At 48.4% G+C, this 1,085-nt stretch carries 1 protein-coding gene; it reads right to left on the bottom strand.

The window, feature by feature from the left end:
• Positions 1-1,085 (bottom strand): bifunctional aspartate transaminase/aspartate 4-decarboxylase (locus ACXAGQ_RS29055; RefSeq protein ID WP_475258729.1); only part of this gene is annotated, 1,085 nt, incomplete at both ends.

The raw sequence follows: 1,085 nt of genomic DNA, 5'->3' as shown, positions 1-1,085 counted from the left end.
TTCAGTGCAACGCCACGGCTCTCGGCAACCATGCGGTCAATAAACTTGATAGTGCGTGGTTCTGGTGTCAGTGTTTTGTAGCGCTCATCCAGCAGTAGCTTTTGCTCTTCACTCTGCATACGTAGTGCATCGTCGAATACGTTGTCGTGTTGGATACCGATAACGCCCAAGCGCCAGCCTGTTGCACCGAAGTATTTCGAGAACGAGTACACACATAGCGTGTTGTACGGGCATTTTGCAAAGAGAGAGACGAAGTCATCAGCAAATGTGCCGTATACATCATCAGTGATGATGAACAAGTCTTTACGTTTGGTTTCCACCAATTCAGCAATGTTATCCAGTGTCTCGTCAGACATTTTTACTGACGCTGGGTTAGCAGGGTTAACCACACACAGTAGTTTAATATCTGTGTCTTCAAGCTTGACGATTTCCGATTTTGGTAGCTGCCAAGTCACTTCGTCCAGACGTAGCTCGACAATTTCCAACTCGTATTCTGCCAACTCTGGGATTTCCAGGTACGGCGTGAAGATTGGCGTGATAAGGGCAATCTTGTCACCTTTTTTCAGCAGGCCGTTGTTGAACATAGACTGAAAGCTGTAAGTCATTGAGGCGGTACCGCCTTCGGTTGCAAACAGGTCGAAGTCATTGCTCATTGGCAGTTTGCCGTACATTTCCTGGCCGATGTACTGCTTAACAACTTGCTCGATGTTAGTCAGCATGCGATCTGGCACTGGGTAGTTACAGCCAAGGAAGGCATTCACTAGTTCATTCAGGAAGATATCTTTATCAATGCCCAGACGGTCTTTGGTGTAGCTCAGTGCTTTTTGTAGGAACTGAACGCCCTCTGCGCTGTTATGCTGCTTGGCAAAGGTATCGAAACGCTCAACAATACCGTAGCCATCAGGAATGCCGCCGAAACCGCCGTTTAGGTAAGAGTAGGTACGCTCAGACTCTTCAAGGGCAAAATCACCCAAGCGAAGGAAGGCACGGCGTGGCAAGGTCGCAAGGAAGTTAGGGTTGCCGCGGCCAGCATCAAGCAGGGTACGATCAGGTACAGTCTGAGCTACTTCAATCAGTTTGTCTTT

Source organism: Photobacterium sp. ABD4_091 (assembly GCF_056160145.1).
The sequence above is the reverse complement of the archived record's forward strand: the minus strand, read 5'-3'. Positions and strand labels throughout refer to the sequence as shown.